This is a genomic window from Pseudomonas sp. MF6767 (genome assembly GCF_016405475.1).
GTDB lineage: Bacteria > Pseudomonadota > Gammaproteobacteria > Pseudomonadales > Pseudomonadaceae > Aquipseudomonas > Aquipseudomonas paracarnis.
This window is the reverse complement of the sequence record NZ_JAEKCY010000002.1, coordinates 181029-196315: the sequence shown is the minus strand read 5'-3', so window position 1 is coordinate 196315 and position 15287 is coordinate 181029. Positions and strand designations below refer to the sequence as shown.

Below are 15287 nucleotides of genomic sequence, written 5' to 3'. Positions count from 1 at the left end.
GATGCCGTTGAAGTTAACAGTTTTGTTAACTTCAACGTGCGAGGCTATAACTTCCAATCCAACGCCAGCGTGACGGAACGCGGCTCGCCCCAATACACCCCGTTATAAAAACCCACGCGCTCGTAATATTTCTTATCAAAGAGATTATTCACGTTGACCGACGCCGAAACCTGTTCGTCGAATTGGTAGCGCGACATCAGGTTGACCACGGTGTAGCCCTGTTGCGTGATTTTCGCCCGTGTGGTTATTGGCCGGCCTTCGCTGTTGCGCTGCCCGGTCGGGCGGTTGCTGAAGTCGTAGGTTTCGCTCTGCCAGTTCACGGCGCCGCCCACCGTCAGTTTGCGCCAGGCGCCCGGCAGGCGATAGGCGCTGGAGATCTTCACCAGGTTCAAGGGTTGGCTGGTGTTGTTGCGTTTGTCAGAGCCATTGACCGAATGGGTGTAGGTGTAGCCGGCGGACAGGTTCCAGTCCGGCGTGATTTCACCGGCGGCTTCCAGCTCGAAGCCGTTGACCTTGTTACCTTTGCCGCCGGATTTGTAGTACTCCTCTCCCGTGACTGGGTTGGGCGGGACTGAGTCATCCCGCTCGGCGACGTTGTCCTGGGTACTCCAGAAGTACGCGGCGGCCAGGTTCAAACGCTCGTTCAGCACACTGCCCTTGAGGCCCACTTCGTAGTTACTGCCGACCACGGGCTCCAGGTACTTCTTGTTGGCATCACGGTAGTCCTGGGGTTTGAAGATGTCGGTATAGCTGGCGTAGACGGTGTACTGCGGCGTGATGTCGTAGAGCAGGCCGGCGTAGGGCGTCCACATATCATTGTGGGTCTGGCTGGTTTTGCCCGAAGCGGTCAGTTGGTCGTTGGCATCGTATTTGGGCTCTGCGCTTTCCAGCTCCCAACTGCCGTAACGGCTGCCCAGTACGGCGTGCAAGCGGTCCGTGAGGCTCAGCCTTGTGGCCAGGTAACCGGCTTTCTGTTGTTTCTTGCTGTGCTCGCCTTTCAGATCGGTCACCTGGTCGGTGAACTTGCTGATGCCGCCCATGTGCTTCCAGTCCTGAATGGGGTAGTAGCTGGCTGGCAGGTCGCTGCGCATGAAGGGCGAGACATCCCGTTGTGCGGCTTCGCCATAGCCCATCATCAGCGCGTGTTCGCGGCCCAGCAGCGTGTAGCTGCCGGCCAGGTTGAGGTCGATGGCCTCCATGCGCGAAGTGCCGCGCATATGGCTGGCCCAAGCCGTCATGCCGCTGCGGTCGGGGTTGGGGAAACCGGCGCCGCCGTAATACACCTTGCCATCGGTGTCGCTCTGGCGATGGGTATAGGCGGCCTTCAGGTGCCAGTCGCCGCCGAGCCGATGGTCGAGGGTGGCGAAGGTGGTCTTGTCGGTCAGCGGCCAGGAACTCCAGTGCGCCGCCATGTTGGTGGAGCGGGGTAGCCTGGCCTTGCCGCCCTGGCTGTTCCAGTAGGGCACGGTGCCCCAAGACGTGCCTTGCACCTGTTTGTCCTGGTAATCAAAGCCTGCGGCCAGCACGGTATCGTCGGAAAGGTCAGCCTCGAGAATGCCGTAGCCCACCGCCCGCTGCAGCCCATAGTTGTCACGAAAAGACTTGCTGTCGCGGTAAGCCAGCACGCTACGCCCGCGCAGTTTGCCGTCGAACGCCAGCGGGCCGCCCACGTCAACGTAGCTGTAGTAGTTGTCATGGCTGGCGCCACTGATGCCGGTCTTGGCCTGCCACTGGGCGGTAGGGCGCTTGCGCACCATGTTGACGGTGGCCGAAGGGTCGCCTGCGCCCGTGGTCAGGCCCGTCGCGCCGCGCACTACTTCGATGCGGTCGTAGATGATGGTGTCGGCGTCGGTCTTCATGTAGCCGAAAGTGTTGAGCATCCCGTCAACCTGGAAGTTGCTGATGCCATAGCCTCGGGCGGAGTAGTAGACACGATCGGAGTCGTAATGCTGAACGTTGACGCCCGTGGTCTGGCGCAACACATCCGTCAGGGTATTGAGATTGAAGTCGTCCATCTGCTGGCGTGTGATCACCGAGATCGATTGCGGGGTTTCCTTGACGGAGAGGTTCAGCCGCGTGGCGGTGCTCATCGAGCCAGTAGTGTAGGCGCCGGTGTGCTCGGTGGTGGCGCCCAGGCCGTCGGCGCTGATGGTGGTCGCGCCCAGTTCCAGGGCTTTGGCGGGGGCTGTATCGGGGGCGGGGTCGGCCCGCGAATCCGGGCTCAGCGCCAGGCTGAACAGGCCGAGGGTGAAGGTCATGGAACGGGTGAAGGGCGCAAACATCGCTGCAGACTCCTTGTCGTCTTTGATGCCTCCCCAGGCGGGGAGGGCTTGGTTCAAAGACGAAAGGAACTGCGGAACTTTAGGCTCAAACGAGAATGATTGTTATCTTTCTGTTACAAGGCCCTGGCTTACTTGGCCACCACTTCGGCGCCGTCGGCCTTCTTGGGCTTGATCAGGCTGAAGTCGATCAGTGCCTTCTGCTTGGTCTCGTAAGGGTTGCCGATCAACAGGGGGCGTGGCTTGAAGCTGTCGCTCACCAGGCTCTTGCTGTGGTCCAGCTCATCGAAACTCAAGCCTGCCATGTCGGCCCAGGTGTGGATCAACTGCGAACTGCTGTAAGGCCGCTGCAAGTCGCCGGCGAAGCTCCAGTCGTGACTTTCGCGCCATTTTGGCGAGGCGTAGGCCATGAACGGGATGGTGTACATCGGCGCGGTCGGCTTGCCTTCGTTACGGCCCAAAGTGTCGTGGCCGGCCGAGTCGAACACGTCTTCGCCGTGGTCCGAGAGGTACAGCAAAAAGCCGTTGGGGTCGGTCTTTGCGTAGTCCTTGATCAGGCTGGAGACTACGAAGTCGTTGTACAGCACCGCGTTGTCATAGCTGTTATAGGTCGGCAACTGCGCATCGCTGACACCCGCCGGCACGCCCTGGCGGTCGGTGAACTTGTCGAAGGTCTGCGGGTAGCGGTACTGGTAGCTCATGTGGGTGCCCAGCAGGTGCACCACGATGAACTTGCGTTCGGCGGTATCGGCCAGGGCCTTGGAAAACGGCGCCAGTACATCGCCGTCGTACTGACGGGCGTTCTGGTTGCGGTTGTTGTTCAGGTACACCTGCTCGTCGGCCTGTTCGGAAAAGGTCGTGAGCATGGTGTTGCGTTTGGTCATGGTCTGCTGGTTGGTGATCCAGAAGGTCTTGTAGCCAGCCTGTTTCATCACGCTGACAATCGACGGTGTCTTGAGGTACAGGTCCGGGTTTTCTTCGTCAGCGAAGGTCAGCACCTGTTGCAGCGCTTCAATGGTGTAGGGGCGCGGGGTGATGACGTTATCGAACACGGCCAGTTGGTCGCGCAGCTTGTCCAGCTCCGGCGTGGTGTTGCGCGGGTAGCCGTAGAGGCTCATGCGCTGGCGGTTGGTCGACTCGCCGATGACCAAGACAAGTGTGGACGGCTGGCCGGCCATGCTGTCCTTGAGGTTGTTCAAGGGCGGGATCTTGCTTGCACTGGTGAGCATGCCTTGCATGTTGTCCAACTGCTCGGTGTAGCGACGATAGGCGACGATCATCTGCCAAGGCACGGCAGGCTCGATGCGGGTTTCGAAACGATCGATGGCCAATTCCATGGTTTCGCTGGTGGCGATCTGCTTGACCAGTGGGTAGCCCACCACCGCCAGGACGATGGCTATGGCTGCCACGATCGACTGGCCGCGAGGCAGATACACCGGGCGCAAGCGCGTCCACAGGAAGATGGCGAAGGCGGTGTGGGCAATGAACGCCAGCACGATCCACCAGGCAAAGTATTGGGTGGCGTATTCGCCGGCTTCAGAGATGTTCGACTCGAACATGATGAAGATGACGCTCTGGGAGAATTCCTGCTGGTAAATGAAGAAATAACCCAGGCTCGCCATGGAGCAAGCCCACAGCACCACGCCGATCAAGGCGGCGAGCAGGCGCGTACGACGCGGGAACAGCAGCATCGGCGCCAGCCACAGCGCACTCATGAAGAAGGCCTGGCGGAAGCCACTGAAGCCGGAGGTGCCGGTCAGTTGGATAAGAAGTTGGGTAATACCCGAGAAATACCAGAAAAACAGGAATAACCAGCCAAGGCCGGCCCAATCAAAGCCTTTCGCAGTCGTCGTGCTGCGTTTGAACATCGCCATCCAGCGCCCCATCAGAAAAAGATTGTCGCGCGCAGGCGCGCAACATCGGGCCGCCCAGGAAGTGAGCGGCATCGCGGAACGGGAGTATCAAGAGGGGAATGTGAAAACTTTGTGAGTTTTCTGTAGGTATTGCCTTACAACGCGTTCGGCCAAGACTTCAGCACAGGACTGGCTTGGCATCTGACGGCTGATCGAGCTGGGCTTGAAGGTGCAAGCGCAGGCGCAGGACTTCCTGTTGCAACTGATCGCGCTCGTCTTTCAACTGGCGCAGTTCATCGCGACGGAGGGTGACGTAGAGGGTCTGTGGCGGACGGGTCATCTGTGCTGTGCTCATTGCTTACCTCGCAAATAGCCGGTAGATCGCGGTGCCAAAACTGGTTTCTGGCAACAGTCGGAAGCAAGTTTGAATTCTTTTTCGCAGCAAGGGAACTTTTTTATTTTTGGTGGTCGTGTGACTTTTGCCGGGGTGATGGTGAAACGATGGCAACTTTTTTGCCATGAAACTACACGGATCCGCTCTGGACTAACCCTCATTAGCCTCATTGCGCTATAAACTATGTCACACATTTTTTAGAAGTTAGGAGCATCAGCACATGCAACTGGGGATTATCGGACTAGGCCGCATGGGCGGTAACATTGCGCGGCGCCTGATGCTCAATGGGCATACCACCGTTGTATACGACCGTAACGAAGCCTTCGTCAAAGCCTTGAGCGAGGAGGGCGCCACCGGCGTCGCCGACTTGAAAGCGCTGGTGGCCGGCCTGCAAAAGCCCCGTGCTGTCTGGGTCATGTTGCCGGCGGGCGCGCCCACTGAAGACACCATCAACGCACTGAGCGAACTGCTGGAAGACGGCGATGTGATCATCGACGGCGGCAACACCAACTACAAGGACGACGTGCGTCGCGGCAAGGCCCTGGCTGAAAAGGGCCTGCACTATGTGGACGTGGGCACCTCGGGCGGCGTCTGGGGCCTGGAACGTGGCTATTGCATGATGATCGGTGGCGACACCGAGACCGTGAATCGCCTCGACCCGATCTTCAAAAGCCTCGCGCCGGGCCTGGGTAACATTCCGCGCACCAAGGACCGTTCGGCCTCTGCCGACCCACGTGCCGAGCAGGGCTACATTCACGCCGGCCCAGCGGGTTCCGGGCACTTCGTCAAGATGATCCACAACGGCATCGAGTACGGGATGATGCAGGCGTTTGCCGAAGGTTTTGACATCCTCAAGACCAAGAACTCGGAAAACCTGCCGGAAGACCAGCGCTTTGACCTCAACGTTGGCGACATCGCCGAAGTCTGGCGTCGTGGCAGCGTGGTGTCGTCCTGGCTGTTGGACCTGACCGCCGACGCCTTGGCCACCGACCCGAAACTCGACGGCTACTCGGGCTCCGTGGCCGACAGCGGTGAAGGCCGTTGGACCATCGAAGCAGCCATGGAGCAGGCGGTGCCGGTTCCGGTGTTGTCGACCTCGCTGTTCGCGCGTTTCCGTTCCCGCCAGCAGAGCACCTACGGTGACAAAATGCTGTCTGCCATGCGCTTCGGCTTTGGCGGCCATGTGGAGACTTCCAAAAAATGACCGCCAACGGCAAGAAACCCAAGGCCGAACCTGCTCCACCCACCACATTGTTTCTGTTTGGCGCCCATGGCGACCTGGTCAAGCGCTTGCTCATGCCTGCGCTGTACAACCTCAGCCGTGACGGGTTGCTCGGTGATGGCCTGCGTATCGTCGGCGTTGATCACAACGCCATCAGCGATGCGGACTTTGCCAAGAAACTCGAGGACTTCATACGTACCGAAGCCTCCAGCAAAGTCAGGGGCAATGCCGAGAACGCCCTCGACCCCGCGTTGTGGGCACAACTGGCCAAGGGCATCAGCTACGTCGAGGGCGATTTCCTCGACGACAGCACCTATGCCGATATCGCCAGCAAGATCGCTGACAGCGGCACCGCCAATGCGGTGTTCTATCTCGCCACTGCACCGCGCTTCTTCAGTGAAGTGGTGCAGCGCCTGGGCAGTGCCGGTTTGTTGAATGAAACGGACGAGGGCTTTCGGCGCGTAGTTATCGAGAAGCCGTTCGGCTCCGACCTGGCCACCGCCGAGGCGCTCAACGCCTGCCTGCTCAAGGTGATGAGCGAGAAGCAGATCTACCGCATTGACCATTACCTGGGCAAGGAGACGGTGCAGAACATCCTGGTCAGCCGTTTCTCCAACGTGCTGTTCGAAGCGTTCTGGAACAACCACTACATCGATCACGTGCAAATTACTGCCGCTGAAACCGTCGGCGTTGAAACCCGGGGTAATTTTTTCGAAAAAACCGGCACCTTGCGCGACATGGTGCCCAACCATCTGTTCCAGCTGCTGGCAATGGTCGCCATGGAGCCGCCGGCAGCCTTTGGTGCCGACGCGGTGAGGGGTGAGAAGGCCAAAGTGGTCGGTGCGATCCGCCCCTGGTCGCTGGAGGATGCGCGGGCCAACTCGGTGCGCGGCCAATACACCGCTGGCGAAATCGCTGGCAAGCCATTGGCCGGGTATCGCGAAGAAGCCAACGTCGCGCCGGACAGCAGCACCGAGACGTTCGTCGCGCTCAAAGTGATGATTGATAACTGGCGTTGGGTCGGTGTGCCGTTTTACTTGCGTACCGGCAAGCGCATGAGCATCCGCGACACCGAGATCGTGATCTGCTTCAAGCAGGCGCCTTATGCACAATTTCGCGATACCGAAGTCGATGAACTCAAGCCCACTTACCTGAAAATCCAGATCCAGCCTAACGAAGGCATGTGGTTCGACCTGTTGGCCAAGCAGCCTGGGCCGACCCTGGAGATGGCCAATATCGAATTGGGCTTTGACTACAAGGACTTCTTCGAGATGCAGCCGTCGACGGGTTACGAAACCCTGATCTACGACTGCATGACCGGCGATCAGACCCTGTTCCAGCGCGCCGACAACATCGAGAACGGTTGGCGTGCGGTTCAGCCGTTCCTGGATGCGTGGAAGGAAGATGATGGTATCCAGGCCTACAAGGCCGGTGAAGATGGCCCAGCGGCGGCCGATGCCTTGCTGGCCCGCGATGGCCGCGCCTGGCATAGCCTCGGATGAGTGACGTGACGATTCATCCCATCCGGTTTGTCCTCAGTGATGTGGACGGGACGCTATTGCATCCCGACCACAGCCTCAGCCAACGCACCGCCGATGCCATTCGCGCTATGCGTGAGGCTGGAGTGATTTTCAGCCTGGCCAGCGGGCGTCCGCCCAAGGCCATGCGGCATTTGATCGAGACCTTTGGCATCGATGTGCCGGTGGCTGGCTTTAATGGCGGTACGTTGGTCAACCCGGATGGCAGCATCCTGGTTGCTCATCATCTGCCGGCGGAAGCTGCACTCATCACCCTGGCGCTGTTTTCCGCCGAGCCGGACGTGGAAGTCTGGGTGTTTGCCGATGGCGACTGGCTGCGCCGTGATCCGCCCGGGCCCATGGTGCAGCGCGAAGCCGATGGCTTGGGCTATGGGCCGGTAGTGGTGGAGAGTTTCGAGCCTTACCTGGACAGGGTCGACAAGATCGTCGCCGCCAGCAACAACACCCAGTTATTGGTGGAGCTGGAAGCGCAATTGCAGCCGAAAGTGCAGGGGTTGGCCCAGGTGTCGCGTTCGCAGCCGGTGTATCTGGACGTGACCGCGATGCTGGCCAACAAAGGCGAAGCCTTGAAAACCCTGGCTGAACACCTGGGCGTACCGCTTGCACAAACGGCTGCGATTGGAGACGGTGGCAATGACCCGGCGATGTTTCATGTGGCGGGGTTGTCGATCGCCATGGGCCAGGCCGAAGAAACCGTCAAGCGCCAGGCCAATGTGGTGACCGGCAGCAATGTCGAGGACGGCGCTGCCGAGGCGTTCGAACGCTTTATTCTCGCCGCACGTTAAGCGTGCAAGTATGACTGTACAACTTCCAGCTCAAGTTTTACTTGGGCTGGAAGTTGCTGCATTGCATTACTTTGGCATCGCCCAGTGTTGCAACTGGTGGCCATCTTTATCGAGCTCGGCACGGGCCTGCAATAGCAGGTTTTCAAGTTGGGCCGGGTCGGTATAGGCAGTCGACGGCAACTGTTTGCTGCCGATGCGGGTGTTGGTGCGGTCGATGACGCTCAGGCTGAGGGCGCCAACGCCATCGTGCCAGGCCACGCATTGAAAAGGCTGGAAGGCACGGTCTGCAATCAAAAGAGCTTCGTTGATGCGCAGCGGAGCGTTCATTTGGGTCTTCTCTCTGTATGCCCATTCAAGTGAGTACCGGCGGTTGGGCGGACCGTGCGGTGGGTTACTTGTACTGATGCACGATGGTGGGGTGCGGGTCACATGCTAGGGCAAGAAATTTTAACGTTCCCTGATTGACGTCATGTAAGCGGCAGTTTTGAAAGCGCAATAAACCTTTGACTGGCGAGCAACTTCTGGCGCGCTACGAAACAGGCATGGCTTTTTGCCCACGCTTATAGCGAAAGGGTACAAGGTAAGCGTCAAGATCTTGCTAGGGTTACCAACAGTCGACACAAACTGTTGTTTCTAAATAACTTTAACAATATTGGCGCCAAGGAACAGTCATGGTTGCGACACCCGCCCAACGCCGCTTACTGGTGGTCGACCCCTGTGACGATTGCCACGGGTTATTACCCGGCTTACGCACCGCCGGCTGGGAAGTGGACAGCTGTGCCTTGGAGGCGGTAGGTGAGCGCTCCTGCGATGTGGGCCTGCTGCGTTTGCAACGCGATCACTTGGAACGCCCTGAAGCGGTCAAGGAGTTGATTGGTCGCAGCGGCACCGAGTGGATCGCCGTGCTCAGCCAGGATGTACTGCGTTTGCAGAACGTCGGCGATTTTGTCTGCGAATGGTTTTTCGACTTTCACACCTTGCCCTTCGATGTATCCCGGGTGCAGGTGACCCTGGGCCGTGCGTTCGGCATGGCGCGCCTGCGTGGCAAGGGCTACGCCCCGGTGGATGAGCCCCATGAATTGCTGGGCGAAAGCCGTCCCATCCGAGAGTTGCGCAAATTGTTGTCCAAGTTGGCGCCTACTGAGTCCCCGGTGTTGATCCGCGGTGACAGCGGTACGGGCAAAGAGTTAGTGGCCAAGACTTTGCACCGCCAATCCCAGCGGCACGCCAAGCCGTTTGTCGCGATCAATTGCGGCGCCATCCCTGAACACCTGATCCAGTCCGAGTTGTTCGGCCACGAAAAAGGCGCGTTCACCGGCGCCCACCAGCGCAAGATCGGACGTATTGAAGCGGCCAACGGCGGCACCCTGTTCCTCGATGAAATTGGCGATCTGCCGATGGAGCTGCAAGCCAACCTGTTGCGCTTTCTTCAGGAAAAACACATCGAACGCGTTGGCGGCAGCCAGCCGATCCCGGTGGATGTACGCGTGTTGGCTGCCACCCACGTCAACCTCGAGGCCGCGGTGGAGAAGGGCGCTTTTCGCGAAGACCTGTATTACCGCCTGAATGTGCTGCAAGTGGTCACCGCGCCGTTGCGCGAACGCCATGGCGACGTGGCGATGCTGGCCAACCACTTTTCACGTTTCTACAGCCAGGAAACCGGACGGCGCCCGCGCAGTTTCAGCGAAGAGGCTTTGGTGGCGATGGGGCAACACCCGTGGCCGGGCAATGTGCGTGAACTGGCCAACCGCGTGCGGCGCGGCCTGGTGCTGGCCGAAGGGCGGCAGATCGAAGCGGTTGACCTGGGGCTGCAAGGCCAGCAAGTCATTTCGGCGCCGATGGCGACATTGGAAGACTACAAGCACCGTGCCGAACGTCAGGCGCTGTGCGATGTGCTCAACCGGCACAGCGACAACCTCAGTGTCGCGGCCCGCGTGCTGGGGATTTCCCGGCCGACGTTCTACCGGTTGCTGCACAAACACCAGATCCGCTAGGGCGGGTAAACCCAATGTGGGAACTGGCTTGCCTGCGAAGGCGGTGGTTCAGTTAAAGCTTCAGTGACGGACACACCGCCATCGCGGGCAAGCCCGCTCCCACAGGTGATCTGTGCCAGGCGTTGATTCTGTGGGCAATGCATGGCCAATGTGAGAGCTGGCTTGCCTGCGAAAGCGGTGGTTCAGTTAAAGCTTCAGTGACGGACACACCGCCATCGCGGGCAAGCCCGCTCCCACAGGGAACTTGTGCCAGGCGTTGATGTTGTGGGCAATATAAAGCCAATGTGGGAGCTGGCTTGCCTGCGAAAGCGGTGGTTCAGTTAAAGCTTCAGTGACGGACACACCGCCATCGCGGGCAAGCCCGCTCCCACAGGGGATTTGTGTCAGGCGCTGATTCTGTGGGCAATACAGGGCCAATGTGGGAGCTGGCTTGCCTGCGAAGGCGGTAGTGCAGTCACCGATGCAGCAACTGACACACCGCCCGCAGGCAAACCAATCAGAAGTAATACGGGAATTTCAGGCTGAACGTAAAGTCCGGTGCATCATCGGTCATCCCAATCGCCAGGTTCGGCACGATGGTCAGGTTATCCGAGGCGGCAATCGTCATACCCACGTTGAAGTAGCCCGCGTTGGCATCGCTGGACACCACCGATTGCCAGTCGCCGCCATCCGGCTTGAGCTTGCTCTTGCGCTGCACCAGGTCGGAAACCGAGAACGACATGCTCATCTTCTCGTTCAGGGCAAAGGCGACGCCGACCCCAAACTGGAAGCTGTCGCCCAGGCGCACCTTGCCTCCCACCTTCTGATTGACTTGACTGCTGATGTCATCGAACGAGTCTTCAAAGTTATGGGTGTACGACAACGAACCGAACAGCACGGCCGGGTCGAAGGTCTTGACCAGGGAAATGCCCGGTGTGACCGACCAGACCCCGTTGCCCGTAGGCAGGCTTTCAGGCACGTAGAGGTTGTCGTTGTTCGGTTGCTGGACCAGTTTGATGCCAAAAGGCTCCTTGCCCGTCGGTGCCTTGACGCGCACGGATACCACTGCGTCCGGCAAGGTCGAGGTTTCGTCGAGGAACTTGTACGCCACGCCAAAGTTGACATCGCCGATGGTCGGGTCACGAGTCACGGAACCTTCGGAGGTGGCGGTGGCGTCGTTGCCAGCGCCGCCCGACTGGTAGGTGGACTCGCGGTACACCACCGGCACGTTCAGGTCGAACTGCCAGCGGTTGTCGACGTTGTAGCGCCCGGTAAGGTCCAGGGTCCAGCTGTCGGATTTGATCCGGTCCAGGTTGATGTTGCCGAGGAAAATCGAGTCCAGCGCCAGGAAACCATTGAGCGTCAACTGGCGCGCGTCATAACGGGCATAGGTGATGCCGGTTTCCACGCTGAACTTGCCATTGCCGAAAAAGCCGCTGGCTTCGTTGTACAGGTTGCTCACACTTTGCGCAGGGGCCGAGTCGTCCTTGAGGGACTGGCCGTAGGAGCTGCCACCCCCGCCAGCGCCACCGGATGCCGAGGCTGCGCCCGTACCGCTAGCCGCGACAGTGTTAGCGCCGTTCTTGAAGTCAGCCGGTGATTTGGCCAGGCGCCTGGGGGCGGGCGTTGCCGGTTGGTCCTCGACCTGGCGCACACGCTGCTCCAGCACGGCCAAGGCTTTTTGCTGCACGTCGTAGCGTTGCTTGAGTTCCAGGAGTTCCTTCTTCAGGGTTTCGATGTCAGCGTCTGGCGCGGCATACAGCACGGATGCGGGCAAGAGCGTACTCAAACAAACCACCGCACGTAGCGATAACGATCGATGCATGAAATAAGCCGTCCTTTTCTAATGCGTAAGTGTCGAGGGTCAGCGTAGTTCAATAACCGAGCGTGCGTAGGCCTTTGAGTTGATCCAGATTGCAGTTCAACGCGGCGTTATTCAGCCCGTTATTGTTCATCACGACATTGATCTGGGTGATGTTTCTGACAAGGTTGCTATCGCCGGTCAATACCGTGCCCTGCAGCACATTCCCCGCGCCGATCTGTTGCAGGCTGTTGCCCTGGTTGTGATTGGCCTGGATGGCCATCTGCACGCCGCCACTGTTGGCCGATACGCTGACACGGCCCGCGGCGCTGTCCCCGGTCACTGTGCCGCCTGCCACCAGCACCTGGCCGGACTGCAGGTTATTGGCGGGGCTAACCCCATTTTCGACGTTGATGCCCACATTGTTGTAGGCGGCGTTGCCATCGCCGGCGGCGCGTACACTTTGGGTCACGCCCTGGCCGCTGCCGAGGCCGGCACCACCGACCACATTTCCGGTGCCCGTGTTGGGGCGCGTGCCGGTACCGGTCGAGCCGGTGGTTTGCACGTAGAACTGTGGAGTAATGGTGGTCTTGTCGATGTGCATGTTGGCCGTGCCGGTGATGTTGTCACCGACGGCATTGGTCCAGGTGCTGCTCATGACAATGCCAAAGCTGATGATGCGCCCCGGCATCACGTAACGGCCACGCAGCTCGGCCATTTCGGCGTCCTTGAGTTCGATGGGCTTGAACCCCGAGGACGCATAAGCAGGCATTGAGGCGGCCAGACACAAGACCGTCAGCCAACGGGAAGTGTTCATCTGCTGCTCCTGGGGCGTCCTGCCCCTTATTGCGCTTCTAGAAGAAGTCGCTCTGGATAAAACCGAAATCCATCAGCTCGGCATCGCCCACAGGCCGGAACTCATTCATCTGGCTCTTGGCGGTCAGCGGCAGGGGCGGGTCGAGCAAGACGTTGGCCTTGTCGTAACCCTCGCCCAGTACGGCGAAGACAATGCCATTCCAGCCTTTGACGAAATCGTCATGGGAATAGCGCTTGTGGCCCAATACGGGGTCACCGATGTACACCCAGTCCTTGTCGGCCCGTTGCAACACCACGAAGTGCTTGTAGCCGCGGATTTCCAGCAGCACCACCACGGGGATTTTCACGGTCAGCAGGGTCTCGGGCGCGATCTTGTAGCCCCGGGCACGCATGCCGATGCTTTCGAGGTAGCGCTTCATATCCAGCATGGAAAAGCCCTGGGTTCGTACCAGGTCCTGGTCGGCGGTGACCAGCATGCCTTTGATGATGTGTGCTTCGTCGACGTCCAGCCAATAGGCCTGGCGCAGGATGGTGGCGAGTGCCGCGGCACCGCAGCTGAAATCGGTTTTCTGTTCCACCAGGTTGGCGAACCGGCGCTCGCGAATGCTCTCCACCTTCTTGAAAATCACCGCACCGCCGGGCATGGCGGAGATTGCCATGGTGCCTGCCCAGGTCGTGCCGGTGAGTAACATCAGGAGGGTGAGGGTCGCGATACGCATGATCGAATGACCTGTTGGACACTGAAATAAAAAGGGCCTTGTCGCCAAGGCCCCGTTGGATCAGAAGCGCACGCCGCTGGCGCAGACGCTGCAACCTTGGCCGATCGACAGGCTGTTGCTGCCTTGGTTGCCCGCACCGGATTGCAGGTTGACACCTACGTTGCCGGAGTTGCGGTTAACCGAGTTGTCGAGGCTTGCGTTGTTGGACACGTACTGAGGCTTGCCATAACCATGGCTGCTGGCGGCCGTGTTCAGGTAGCTGTTGTTGAGCGAGTTCTGCTCGGTGTTGGAAGCCGCTGCGATGTTCTTGCCGTCAGCGGTGGTGATGGCCAGGTTGTTTTTACCCTGGTTGCCCTGGCCGGCCTGGCCGTTGTAACCCACGTTGCCGGAGTTGCCGGTGATGGAGCCGTCCAGAGAGGCGTTGTTTTGCGTGCCTTTGTTGACGAAGTTGTTATGCGAGCTGCCTTGGTCGACATCAATCACGGCAAACACGGTGGCGAAGTCGCCTTTGGCACTGGAGATGGCGCCGGCGTTGTCAGCCTGGTTTCCGGAACCTGATTGTGCGTTGACCCCGACATTACCGCTGTTGCTATTTACCGAGTTGTCGGCTGATGCATTGTTCTCGGTGTTGGTGTCATCGAATTTGTTGTGTTCGCTTTTTTGCACATCGGTGACGACAGCGGCCACGGTACCGGTGGGTTGTGGGGTTGGATGCCAGCCACCCGCTTGAGCAGCAGCAGCCATGAGTGCGGCGAGAGCGAAAACCATTGGTTTCAGAGCCATTTGAGGTTTCATGGTGTTTCTCCTTGCTTCTAATTAGTTGGTTAAGTGTTGGTACGGTCTAACGAACGTCTACCAAGCGGTTACTTGATAGTGATGCCCAGGGTGTTAGCCACTCGGTTCCCCACCCCGGCACTCTGGTTCACCTGTGTCACTCCTCGGCTGCCGGTGAAGGCCTGGTCGCTGGTCACGACCTGGCGGCTGCCAGTGGTGGGGGTGAGCCCTGAGTCGGTTGCCAGCGTCGTCGTGTTCTGTTGCAACAGGACGCTGTCATCGATGCTCTGCGGGCCAGGGTTGAGGCTGATCCGCACAGCGTTGATGGATTGGTTATTGGCCCCGGCAGACTGGTTGATGCCCAGCACACCGTTGCCACTGCTGAATGAGTTGCCCTGGATCGCGGCCTTGGCGTTCAGGGACGGGTCGACCTTGCCGTCGACGCGCTGGATGTCGAGGTTGGTGGCCTGGCCACCGAGCGCGATGGCGCGGCTGTTGGACATCTGCTGCCCCGTGCCGGCGGCCTGGTTGATCGACAGCACACCGTCGTACTGCTGGCCGCTGTGGTTGATCACCGCGCTGTTGTCGGCCATTGCCGAGGCGCTGCCCAGCAGGGCGAATATCAACAGGGCGCGCTTCATCACTTGCCCCCCATCATGCTGCCGAGGTTGTTGAGCGGCGCCATGCCACGCTGGACCGAGTCGCTGATCTGCCCGCCCATGCTGCCGCCGCTGCCCGCACCGTGGCCGGCCGCTGCGCCAGCGCCAAGTGTCGACATGCTGTTTTGGGTGGCGCCCAGGCCCGACAAGCTGCCATTGGGCTGAAGGGAGCGGGCGAGGCTGGAACCACTGCTGATGCCGCCGATGTCCCTGTCACTGAGTTCGCCGGTCAGGGCGCTGTTGATCTCTTTGCTGGGGTTGGCGTTGGCGGTATTGGGGTAGGGGTCGGGCAGGGAGGTGCGCCCGTACATGTGGCCCTGCACCGTACGCCCGGTCACGATCACACCGTCACCCGCCTGGCTCGTCAGGCTGACACCTGCACTGAGCACGCAACCGATCAGCAGTACGTTTATCGACGAGGTGTGTGTGAGTGTGTTCACGGCGGCAGTCCTTATTCTTAACGCTGACCCTAAA

The 15287-nt window shown here is 59.8% G+C and carries 14 protein-coding genes; 4 read left to right on the top strand and 10 right to left on the bottom strand.

Annotated elements, in window-relative coordinates; translation table 11 throughout:
• Nucleotides 1–44: 44 nt before the first annotated feature.
• From JFT58_RS04205 to JFT58_RS04195, 3 genes are all read right to left on the bottom strand, one after another.
• Nucleotides 45–2282 (bottom strand): TonB-dependent siderophore receptor, encoded by a 2238-nt coding sequence (locus tag JFT58_RS04205; RefSeq protein WP_054897792.1) that lies wholly within the window; start codon nt 2280–2282, stop codon nt 45–47.
• Nucleotides 2283–2410: 128 nt separating this feature from the next.
• Complete coding sequence (locus JFT58_RS04200; protein ID WP_032892095.1) at nt 2411–4153, bottom strand: phosphoethanolamine transferase CptA; 1743 nt, start codon at nt 4151–4153, stop codon at nt 2411–2413.
• A 157-nt stretch (nt 4154–4310) separates the two neighbouring features.
• Nucleotides 4311–4487, bottom strand: a complete 177-nt coding sequence (locus tag JFT58_RS04195) for a DUF6026 family protein (RefSeq protein WP_198834001.1) — start codon at nt 4485–4487, stop codon at nt 4311–4313.
• Between the two features lie 259 nt (nt 4488–4746).
• Here JFT58_RS04195 and gnd point away from each other — a divergent pair, with 259 nt between their 5' ends.
• From gnd to JFT58_RS04180, 3 genes are read left to right on the top strand one after another with little or no spacing between them, the layout of a single operon-like run.
• Nucleotides 4747–5730: a phosphogluconate dehydrogenase (NAD(+)-dependent, decarboxylating) gene (gene gnd, locus JFT58_RS04190; protein ID WP_019817573.1), complete on the top strand. Its 984-nt coding sequence runs from the start codon at nt 4747–4749 to the stop codon at nt 5728–5730.
• Nucleotides 5727–7250 (top strand): glucose-6-phosphate dehydrogenase, encoded by a 1524-nt coding sequence (gene zwf, locus JFT58_RS04185; RefSeq protein ID WP_103299562.1) that lies wholly within the window; start codon nt 5727–5729, stop codon nt 7248–7250. The genes gnd and zwf overlap by 4 nt, the downstream gene beginning before the upstream one ends.
• Nucleotides 7247–8071: a Cof-type HAD-IIB family hydrolase gene (locus JFT58_RS04180; RefSeq protein ID WP_034127719.1), complete on the top strand. Its 825-nt coding sequence runs from the start codon at nt 7247–7249 to the stop codon at nt 8069–8071. Before zwf ends, JFT58_RS04180 begins: the two co-directional genes overlap by 4 nt.
• Nucleotides 8072–8137: 66 nt before the next feature.
• Here the strand turns inward: JFT58_RS04180 and JFT58_RS04175 are convergent, their stop codons facing one another.
• A complete protein-coding gene (locus JFT58_RS04175) occupies nt 8138–8398 on the bottom strand; it encodes a hypothetical protein (protein ID WP_034127718.1) in 261 nt (86 codons plus the stop codon).
• A 344-nt stretch (nt 8399–8742) separates the two neighbouring features.
• Here JFT58_RS04175 and JFT58_RS04170 point away from each other — a divergent pair, with 344 nt between their 5' ends.
• On the top strand, nt 8743–10065 hold the full coding sequence (locus JFT58_RS04170) for a sigma-54 dependent transcriptional regulator (protein WP_034127717.1): 1323 nt from the start codon (nt 8743–8745) through the stop codon (nt 10063–10065).
• A gap of 496 nt (nt 10066–10561) precedes the next feature.
• Here the strand turns inward: JFT58_RS04170 and JFT58_RS04165 are convergent, their stop codons facing one another.
• From JFT58_RS04165 to JFT58_RS04140, 6 genes are all read right to left on the bottom strand, one after another.
• Complete coding sequence (locus tag JFT58_RS04165; protein WP_054897484.1) at nt 10562–11869, bottom strand: hypothetical protein; 1308 nt, start codon at nt 11867–11869, stop codon at nt 10562–10564.
• Between the two features lie 49 nt (nt 11870–11918).
• Nucleotides 11919–12662: a hypothetical protein gene (locus tag JFT58_RS04160; RefSeq protein ID WP_034127715.1), complete on the bottom strand. Its 744-nt coding sequence runs from the start codon at nt 12660–12662 to the stop codon at nt 11919–11921.
• Nucleotides 12663–12699: 37 nt separating this feature from the next.
• A complete protein-coding gene (locus JFT58_RS04155) occupies nt 12700–13380 on the bottom strand; it encodes a C39 family peptidase (protein WP_019817800.1) in 681 nt (226 codons plus the stop codon).
• A 60-nt stretch (nt 13381–13440) separates the two neighbouring features.
• Nucleotides 13441–14175 (bottom strand): hypothetical protein, encoded by a 735-nt coding sequence (locus JFT58_RS04150; protein ID WP_003190893.1) that lies wholly within the window; start codon nt 14173–14175, stop codon nt 13441–13443.
• Nucleotides 14176–14243: 68 nt separating this feature from the next.
• Nucleotides 14244–14795 (bottom strand): hypothetical protein, encoded by a 552-nt coding sequence (locus JFT58_RS04145; protein ID WP_054897483.1) that lies wholly within the window; start codon nt 14793–14795, stop codon nt 14244–14246.
• Nucleotides 14795–15253 carry a hypothetical protein gene (locus tag JFT58_RS04140; protein ID WP_054897482.1) on the bottom strand — a complete coding sequence of 153 codons (459 nt, stop codon included), beginning with the start codon at nt 15251–15253 and terminating at the stop codon, nt 14795–14797. Before JFT58_RS04140 ends, JFT58_RS04145 begins: the two co-directional genes overlap by 1 nt.
• Between the last annotated feature and the right edge of the window lie 34 nt (nt 15254–15287).